The following is a 2,987-nucleotide window of genomic DNA, read 5'->3' as shown; positions in this document are numbered from 1 at the left end:
TGTAAAACCACTTTGGCGTTGTATGGTTAAGCCTCACGGGTAATTAGTACTGGTTAGCTTAATGTATCGCTACACTTCCACACCCAGCCTATCAACGTTGTAGTCTTCAACGGCCCTTCAGTTAACTTAAAGTTAAAGTGAGAACTCATCTCGAGGCTCGCTTCCCGCTTAGATGCTTTCAGCGGTTATCGATTCCGAACGTAGCTACCGGGCAATGCAATTGGCATCACAACCCGAACACCAGCGGTTCGTCCACTCCGGTCCTCTCGTACTAGGAGCAGCCCCTCTCAATTCTCAAACGCCCACGGCAGATAGGGACCGAACTGTCTCACGACGTTCTAAACCCAGCTCGCGTACCACTTTAAATGGCGAACAGCCATACCCTTGGGACCGACTTCAGCCCCAGGATGTGATGAGCCGACATCGAGGTGCCAAACACCGCCGTCGATATGAACTCTTGGGCGGTATCAGCCTGTTATCCCCGGAGTACCTTTTATCCGTTGAGCGATGGCCCTTCCATTCAGAACCACCGGATCACTATGACCTACTTTCGTACCTGCTCGACGTGTCTGTCTCGCAGTTAAGCTGGCTTCTACCATTACACTAACCGTACGATGTCCGACCGTACTTAGCCAACCTTCGTGCTCCTCCGTTACTCTTTGGGAGGAGACCGCCCCAGTCAAACTACCCACCAGGCACTGTCCTCAACCCCGATTAGGGGCCTAAGTTAGAACATCAACACTACAAGGGTGGTATTTCAAGGTCGGCTCCACACAAACTAGCGTCTGTGCTTCAAAGCCTCCCACCTATCCTACACATGTAGGGTCAATGTTCAGTGCCAAGCTGTAGTAAAGGTTCACGGGGTCTTTCCGTCTAGCCGCGGGTACACAGCATCTTCACTGCGATTTCAATTTCACTGAGTCTCGGGTGGAGACAGCGTGGCCATGGTTACACCATTCGTGCAGGTCGGAACTTACCCGACAAGGAATTTCGCTACCTTAGGACCGTTATAGTTACGGCCGCCGTTTACCGGGGCTTCGATCAAGAGCTTCGACCTAAGTCTAACCCCATCAATTAACCTTCCGGCACCGGGCAGGTGTCACACCGTATACGTCATCTTACGATTTTGCACAGTGCTGTGTTTTTAATAAACAGTCCCAGCCACCTGGTCACTGCGGCTGACTTCAGCTCCAGACGCGAAGTCCTTCACCTAATGTCAGCGTACCTTCTCCCGAAGTTACGGTACGATTTTGCCTAGTTCCTTCACCCGAGTTCTCTCAAGCGCCTTAGTATTCTCTACCTGACCACCTGTGTCGGTTTGGGGTACGATTCGAAATAATCTGAAGCTTAGAGGCTTTTCCTGGAAGTAGGGCATCAGTAACTTCACCACCGTAGTGGCTCGTCTCGTATCTCAGCCTTAAGAGTCCGGATTTTCCTAAACTCTCAGCCTACATACTTTCACATGGACAACCAACGCCATGCTTACTTAGCCTGCTCCGTCCCCCCATCGCAATTATTCCAAGTACGGGAATATTAACCCGTTTCCCATCGACTACGCTCTTCAGCCTCGCCTTAGGGGTCGACTTACCCTACCCTGATTAACATGGGATAGGAACCCTTGGTCTTCCGGCGGAGGAGTTTTTCACTCCTCTTATCGTTACTCATGTCAGCATTCGCACTTCTGATACCTCCAGCATACCTCCCGGTACACCTTCAACGGCTTACAGAACGCTCCCCTACCCCGCGAATATACCCCGAAACTATCTCTGTCCAACTCAACAGGTTGAACGCTTGACCGTTGGGCACTTCGTGCGTCAACGTTAATCTTAAAATAGTTTGGGTGGTATATTCGCAGCCGCAGCTTCGGTGGTATGTTTAGCCCCGTTACATCTTCCGCGCAGGCCGACTCGACTAGTGAGCTATTACGCTTTCTTTAAAGGGTGGCTGCTTCTAAGCCAACCTCCTAGCTGTTTTAGCCTTCCCACATCGTTTCCCACTTAACATACACTTTGGGACCTTAGCTGGCGGTCTGGGTTGTTTCCCTCTTCACGACGGACGTTAGCACCCGCCGTGTGTCTCCCGGATATTACTTTACGGTATTCGGAGTTTGCAAAGGGTTGGTAAGTCGGGATGACCCCCTAGCCTTAACAGTGCTCTACCCCCGTAAGTATTCGTCCGAGGCTCTACCTAAATAGATTTCGGGGAGAACCAGCTATCTCCCGGTTTGATTAGCCTTTCACTCCTAGCCACAGGTCATCCCCTAACTTTTCAACGTTAGTGGGTTCGGTCCTCCAGTTGATGTTACTCAACCTTCAACCTGCCCATGGCTAGATCACCGGGTTTCGGGTCTATACCTTGCAACTAAGCGCCCAGTTAAGACTCGCTTTCGCTACGGCTACCCTATTCGGTTAACCTCGCTACAAAATATAAGTCGCTGACCCATTATACAAAAGGTACGCAGTCACACCACGAAGGTGCTCCTACTGCTTGTACGTACACGGTTTCAGGTTCTATTTCACTCCCCTCACAGGGGTTCTTTTCGCCTTTCCCTCACGGTACTGGTTCACTATCGGTCAGTTGGGAGTATTTAGCCTTGGAGGATGGTCCCCCCATATTCAGTCAAAGTTTCACGTGCTCCGACCTACTCGATTTCACTTTAGATAAGTTTTTGTGTACGGGACTATCACCCTGTTTCGTCATACTTTCCAGAATGTTCCACTAACTACACTAAAGCTTAAGGGCTGGTCCGATTTCGCTCGCCGCTACTTTCGGAATCTCGGTTGATTTCTTTTCCTACGGGTACTTAGATGTTTCAGTTCTCCGCGTTCGCCTCATATGGCTATGTATTCACCATATGATACCTGCAAGCAGGTGGGTTTCCCCATTCGGAAATCCTAGTCTCAAGCGCCTCTTACTGGCTCAACTAGGCTTATCGCAAGTTAGTACGTCCTTCATCGCCTCCAACTGCCAAGGCATCCACCGTGTAC

The 2,987-nt window shown here is 50.5% G+C and carries 1 rRNA gene; it reads right to left on the bottom strand.

The features are described from left to right. Window positions 1-22: 22 nt before the first annotated feature. Window positions 23-2,987: ribosomal RNA gene (locus BIW53_RS02100) — 23S ribosomal RNA — on the bottom strand; the annotation flags it as partial.

This window comes from Pseudoalteromonas byunsanensis (assembly GCF_001854475.1).
Lineage (GTDB): Bacteria > Pseudomonadota > Gammaproteobacteria > Enterobacterales > Alteromonadaceae > Pseudoalteromonas > Pseudoalteromonas byunsanensis.
The sequence above is the reverse complement of the archived record's forward strand: the minus strand, read 5'-3'. Positions and strand labels throughout refer to the sequence as shown.